Consider the following 5767-nt stretch of genomic DNA (forward strand, 5'->3'; position numbering starts at 1 on the left):
GCAAGACTGCCTTGATGAACTCCCACTCCAGATCGCTCATGTCCGAACGCGCCATTTTCACACCCCAGCATGTTGTTTTGCTGGAAATGAAGCACAAGCCAATACGAATGATAAGGAATTTATAGGTGTGCTGCCTAGTTGCACTTTATCAATAAATCAGCATGCACGCCGAATTTTCGCGCACATCCTTAGATTGATTTAAGTGGTTTTCGCGTTTTTGGCTTTTCCCCTGGGTTATCCACAGGGCTCGTTTTTTCAATCTGCTGCGTAACCAACTGATAAAATTAAATTTAAATTGATACTCGGCTTGACCCCGGCTGTTCATCACGGCGCTTTTCCACATAAGCTGCGGGTGGTAACTGTATGATTGGTATGATGAAAAATCCTGATCGAGGGGTGTTCAGGGAAGTTGTCCACACGCCCAGCCCCGCAAACCAAGCGGCTTACGGGAGATCCGGGGCCTAAGTTTCATGACAATAGTGAACATGAGTTTAAGAATGCGGCGCGAATTTACCCTCGGATCAGACCGGTGACCGATTTGGATGCGGGTCACTGGCATTTGGCGATGTGGAGGGGCCTTTGATGTCCCGGACTTTGGTTCGGTGCTCTGGCGATGTTACGGCGACGTCCCGGTGTCGGCGTGATGACTGCGCCGGCTCGCAGCGGGCCTAGGGCAGGGACAGGCACAGTCTTGGGTCGCATTCGGCTGTTGGATGTCGTCTTTCTGTCCGATTTCGGGCGGCGGCAGAGAAACGCTTGACTTGAAAACAGCGGTTTGTCATTCCGAAACGGCATTCGGTTTCACCGGCGTTTCGAGACCTGGTGAAAGCAATAGGGAATACGGTGAGGCGTACCCAAAAGGGACCAATTCCGTAACTGCCCCCGCAACTGTGAGCGGCGAGCGATGCTGATTGATGCCACTGGGATGTCCCGGGAAGGCCAGCTGAGCAAAGACCCGCGAGTCAGGAGACCTGCCGGACGCTGGGCACGCTGTGCGATGCCCATTTCACCGGACGCCGGGGTGAGCGTCTGGCACGGCATTGTTACGGATCCGCGCCATTACTCCCCGTTGTTCATTCCTGATTGCAGGGCAACCTGCGATGTCGAATGAGGACGACATGACTTTGAATAAAACTGCCGCATTGCTGGCACTCTCGACCACTTTGCTGAGCCCAATTGCGGCCTCTGCGCATTTTCTGCTGCACTACACCGAAAACTCGCTGATTGAGCGTCCGGGCGATGTGCCGGTTGGATTGATCTTCTGGCACCCGATGGCCAATGGCCACGCCATGGATATGGGAACGCCCGAAGAGTTTTACATGATCCACAATGGCGAAAAGACCGATCTGATGGATCGCGTCGCGCCTGCGACCTTCAAGGGCGCTGAAAACGAGGCAGCGGCCTTTACCGCTTCTGTCCCGGTCAAGCGCTCGGGCGACTACGTCGTGGTGACGGTGCCCACGCCCTACTATGAGGAGAGCGAGGACATCTACATCCAGCAGATCACCAAATCTGTGCTGAACCGCAACACGCTGCCCACCGACTGGGACAAGCCGGTTGGCCTGGCCACAGAAATTCTGCCGCTGAACAAGCCTTATAATGTGATTGTCGGCTCCACCTTCTCCGGTCAGGTGCTGGCCAATGGTGAGCCGGTGCCGGGTGCGGAGATCGAAATCGAATATATGGCCTCCGAACCGGATCTGGAGCAGTTCTCCACCACCGATCCGACTGTTGGCGAAATGCCCGGCGGGGCCATCGTTGCCATCGCGGATGAGAATGGCGTGTTCAGCTTTGGCATTCCGAAGGCTGGGTATTGGGGATTTGCTGCGCTTGGTTCCGGCCCTGCAACCGCGCACAATGGCAAAGAGCTGAGCCAGGACGCGGTGATCTGGATCGACGCGACGGATCTGAAGTGAGCCGCGGCTGATGCATATCGTTGATGGCGCATTGTCCAATCCAGTGGTGATCGGCGGGGCTGTTGCTGCCGTCGGTGGCCTGGCTTTGGGCCTGCGCAGCCTGCCGTTGGAACGTATTCCAGCGGCAGGTGTCCTGTCTGCGAGCTTTTTTGTGGCCTCTTTGATCCATGTGCCCATCGGGCCCAGTTCCGTGCATCTGATCCTCAATGGGCTTGCGGGATTGGTGCTGGGGTGGGCGGCTTTTCCGGCGCTGTTCGTCGGGCTGCTATTGCAGGCGGTGTTCTTTGGCTTTGGCGGCTTAACCGTGCTCGGGGTCAATACGGTGAACATCGCGTTGCCCGCGGTTTTGGTTGGTATGGCGATCCGTCCGCTGCTGGCCCGGGGATCGCCGCTTTACGGTGCGATCTGGGGCGGTATTGGTGGGGGGCTGGCGATTGCGGCAACCACGCTGGCCGTGGCCTTTTCGCTGATGCTGTCGGGCGACGAATTTGTTGTGGCGGCGAAACTGGTTTTCTTTGCCCATATTCCGGTGATGGGGATCGAAGCCGTTTTGACAGGCGCTGCGATTTTCCTCGCCCGTCGGGTCAAACCGGAACTGTTCATTGACGTCAAAGGACGATTGGCATGATGTTGCGTGTGATCTGTTTGGCATTGGCCAGTCTGTTGCCGTCTGTGGCGTTGGCCCACAATGTCATTACCTCGGTGTTCCCCTCGGGGCAGGCAATCGAGGGCGAGGTTGGGTTTTCCAACGGCGATATGGCTGGGGATCTGCTGATCGAGGTGTTTGATGATGCCGGGGCCAAGCTGGGCGAGACACGCACCGATGCAGATGGTTTTTTCTTGTTCACCCCTGAGCAGCCGGTGACCCATGTGTTTCGCGGTGATCTGGGAGCGGGGCATCTGGCAGAGGTCACGATGGCCGCTGATGAGGTTGCCCTGATCCTCGGGACCGCGCCGAAGAGCGCGCCTGTGACCACGGGGCAGACATCAGCCACCCTCAATGCGAGCGCGTCTGCGGCGGGCCTGTCGGATCAGGCAAGGGCGGAAATCGCCACCATGCTGCGCACGGAGTTGCGCCCCCTGCGCCAAGAATTGACCGCCTATCGCAACAGCTCTGACCTGCAATCGATCCTCGGCGGGATTGGCTATATCTTTGGGCTGTTTGGTGTCGGTTTCTATCTTGCCGCGCGGCGCAAGTTGGAGGGGTAAGGCCATGGTCTATGTGTTGACGGAGCGCGACAGCCCATCCCCCGATCCGCTGGCGGACCGCCGCCCGTTGCGGCAGGTTCTGGTGGGCCTCGACCCGCGGCTGCGGATCTGCGCGGCTGTGGTCTTTGCCGTCACGGTTGTGGCCTTTGACACGCTTTGGGCGCTTGCGGCGTCGCTGGTGGTGTCCTTGGCTCTGCTGGGGCTGTCGGGACTTGCGCTTCGTCAAACACTGAAACGCATGTTGATGATGGACAGTTTTATCATCTTCATGTTGGTGCTGCTGCCTTTCACCATGCCGGGGACGCCGATTTTCAGCCTCTGGGGGCTGCAGGCCAGTTGGGAAGGGGTGCTGCGCGCTGTTGAGATTGGCCTGACCGCGAATGCCGTGATCCTTGCGGTGATGACATTGGTTGGATCCATGGAACCCGTCACGCTGGGCCATGCGCTGTTTTCGCTGAAAGTGCCTGCCAGCCTGGTGCATCTGTTGATGTTCACCATCCGCTATATCGATGTGCTGCGCGAAGAGTATCAGCGTCTGCGTATTGCGATGAAATTGCGGGGGTTTCGCCCCGGCACCAATTGGCACACCTATCGCAGCTTTGGCTATTTGGTGGGGATGATGTTGGTGCGTGCGATTGAACGTTCTGAACGTATTCTGGCCGCGATGAAATGCCGGGGTTTCACTGGTCGGCTTGTCCTGCTGGAGGAGTTCCGGCTGCGGCGCGCCGACCTGGCGTTTGCCGTGGTGATGGGCTGTGTTCTGCTGGCATTGATCCTGGTTGAGGTTGCACATGGCGCTTATTGAACTGCGTGATATCGGCTTTGCCTATCCTGGTCTGGATCCGGTTCTGGAGGGCGCAGATTTCCGGCTTGAGTCGGGCGAACGGCTGTCCATTGTTGGACCCAATGGGGCCGGGAAATCGACCCTGTTGAAACTGATCATGGGATTGTTGGTGCCAATCGAGGGGACTGTCGTTGCCTTTGATCAGCCGCGCCAATGCGAGGCCGATTTTGTTGAGGTCCGCCGACGCGTCGGATTGGTGTTTCAGGATGCCGACGACCAGCTGTTTTGCCCAACCGTGGCGGAGGACGTGGCCTTTGGCCCGCTGAACCTCGGCAAATCAAAGAGTGAAGCGCTGGAGATCGTTGACACCGTGCTGTCCCGCCTTGGGTTGACCCACCTGCGTGACCGGGTCACCCACAAGCTGTCGGGTGGGGAAAAACGGCTGGTGACGCTGGCGACGGTGCTGGCGATGGAGCCTGAAGTGCTGATTTTGGACGAACCGACGAATGCGCTGGATCCGGAAAACTACGCGCGTTTGGTGCAGATTCTGCAGGGGCTAGACCTGGCGCTGATCCTGGTCAGCCACGACCCGGAGTTCCGCCAGACCATCGCACCACAAGGCTATCGTCTGCAGCAGCGCCAATTGCAGCGGATCTGATCATTGTAAAAGGCGGTCGCTGGGTGTCGCGCTGCCATATTGGCCCGATTGCTTGAGCTGTCCGGATGGCCATCGCTTGGGTGCGTCTTTAACAGGTTGATCGCAGGGCCCAGTGCGGCCGCGTCGTAGGACTATCCCTGCGTGGCCTAAGGCGCGCGGCATGTCGCAATTGACCCCATATATGTGGATCTTGAAGTGTATGGGGTGCGCTCATATGTTCCCACGGTTGCATAGGCATCAGGCAGTCACGGAACACTCATCACGGATAGAATGATTGTGCCATCCTGGCAGCTGGTCCTGATTGTTTATCCCGATTGTGCATTTGAAATAGCGTCCATTTTTTAAGGTACTGGAACATCAATTTATGACCGTATTCATGGATCATGGGAGCGTTAAGTTCCTCGATTTGTTGGGTCCCGAACTGCAAAAGGCCATTGAGGACTGCGAGGTCCGGCGCAGTTTTGAAAGTGGGCGCACCATTTTCTCCACCGGTGACGAAGTCGAGCATCTGATCATCGTCCGTAGTGGCGGTGTGCGCATGGGCCGTCTGAGCCCGGGTGGCCGTGAAACCATTCTTGCGGTATTGGGCGAGGGACATTTCATCGGCATCATGGGGCTGTTGACTGGCCGCAAGCGCACGCAGATTGCTGTCACCGTTGGGGAGACGACGCTGGCCTATATCAGCAAGGCTGATTTTCTGGCGCTGATGCAGCGACATCCTGAAATTGCAGCAGCGGCTTTGCCTGCGACCCTGAGCCGGCTCGATATTGCGCTGAACATGTTGGATGATCTGCGCCTATTGCCTTTGCCGGCCTATACGGCCGTGGTGTTGCAAAACATGCTGGCCGCCGCGCCAGAGCCGGGTGTGTTGCAGTGGAGCCAATCGGATTTGGCTCTTGCAGTTGGTGCCTCGCGCGTGTCCGTGGGCAAAGCGTTGAAAAAGCTGGAGGCCAAAGGGCTGATCGCACTGAAATACGGCGCGATTGTCATTCCGGATGCGCAGGCCTTGTCTGACTGGATTGATGAGGCGCGGGCTGATCATCTGGCCCCATAGACGGCAACTGTAAATGCCGTTTCAAAAATCCCCAAAAGTGGCGAAGTAAAATTCCCCACTTTCTGGTCTCGGTGATCAGCCGGTTGTTGCGATCAGTTTCTCCTTTTTTGGTGGTCGGCCGCGTCGCTTTGGTGCGGGCGGTGGTG

The 5767-nt window shown here is 57.7% G+C and carries 6 protein-coding genes and 1 riboswitch; all 6 genes read left to right on the plus strand.

Annotated features, from left to right (window positions below; all coding sequences use genetic code 11):
• The first annotated feature begins 788 nt into the window (after positions 1-788).
• Positions 789-994: riboswitch (cobalamin riboswitch) on the plus strand.
• A gap of 124 nt (positions 995-1118) precedes the next feature.
• Positions 1119-1916: a DUF4198 domain-containing protein gene (locus tag Q0C28_RS15395; RefSeq protein WP_293577099.1), complete on the plus strand. Its 798-nt coding sequence runs from the start codon at positions 1119-1121 to the stop codon at positions 1914-1916.
• Between the two features lie 10 nt (positions 1917-1926).
• A complete protein-coding gene (cbiM, locus tag Q0C28_RS15400; RefSeq protein WP_293577101.1) occupies positions 1927-2544 on the plus strand; it encodes a cobalt transporter CbiM in 618 nt (205 codons plus the stop codon).
• Positions 2544-3125, plus strand: a complete 582-nt coding sequence (locus tag Q0C28_RS15405; protein WP_293577109.1) for a cobalt ABC transporter permease — start codon at positions 2544-2546, stop codon at positions 3123-3125. The genes cbiM and Q0C28_RS15405 overlap by 1 nt, the downstream gene beginning before the upstream one ends.
• A gap of 4 nt (positions 3126-3129) precedes the next feature.
• A complete protein-coding gene (gene cbiQ / locus Q0C28_RS15410) occupies positions 3130-3930 on the plus strand; it encodes a cobalt ECF transporter T component CbiQ (protein ID WP_293577103.1) in 801 nt (266 codons plus the stop codon).
• The gene (locus tag Q0C28_RS15415) at positions 3917-4567 is read left to right on the plus strand and encodes an ABC transporter ATP-binding protein (RefSeq protein WP_293577105.1); all 651 of its coding nucleotides are present in this window, start codon (positions 3917-3919) and stop codon (positions 4565-4567) included. Before cbiQ ends, Q0C28_RS15415 begins: the two co-directional genes overlap by 14 nt.
• A 364-nt stretch (positions 4568-4931) precedes the next feature.
• Entirely contained in the window at positions 4932-5621 is a 690-nt protein-coding gene (locus Q0C28_RS15420) for a Crp/Fnr family transcriptional regulator (protein WP_293577107.1), read from the plus strand.
• Positions 5622-5767: the final 146 nt, after the last annotated feature.

The organism is Phaeobacter sp. (assembly GCF_022825805.1).
GTDB lineage: Bacteria > Pseudomonadota > Alphaproteobacteria > Rhodobacterales > Rhodobacteraceae > Phaeobacter.

Bases quoted from the DNA above. Each gene is read 5' to 3' on its own strand.
- Q0C28_RS15395 (WP_293577099.1), top strand. From the start codon at position 1,119: ATGACTTTGAATAAAACTGCCGCATTGCTGGCACTCTCGACCACTTTG.
- cbiM (WP_293577101.1), top strand. From the start codon at position 1,927: ATGCATATCGTTGATGGCGCATTGTCCAATCCAGTGGTGATCGGCGGG.
- Q0C28_RS15405 (WP_293577109.1), top strand. From the start codon at position 2,544: ATGTTGCGTGTGATCTGTTTGGCATTGGCCAGTCTGTTGCCGTCTGTG.
- cbiQ (WP_293577103.1), top strand. From the start codon at position 3,130: ATGGTCTATGTGTTGACGGAGCGCGACAGCCCATCCCCCGATCCGCTG.
- Q0C28_RS15415 (WP_293577105.1), top strand. From the start codon at position 3,917: ATGGCGCTTATTGAACTGCGTGATATCGGCTTTGCCTATCCTGGTCTG.
- Q0C28_RS15420 (WP_293577107.1), top strand. From the start codon at position 4,932: ATGACCGTATTCATGGATCATGGGAGCGTTAAGTTCCTCGATTTGTTG.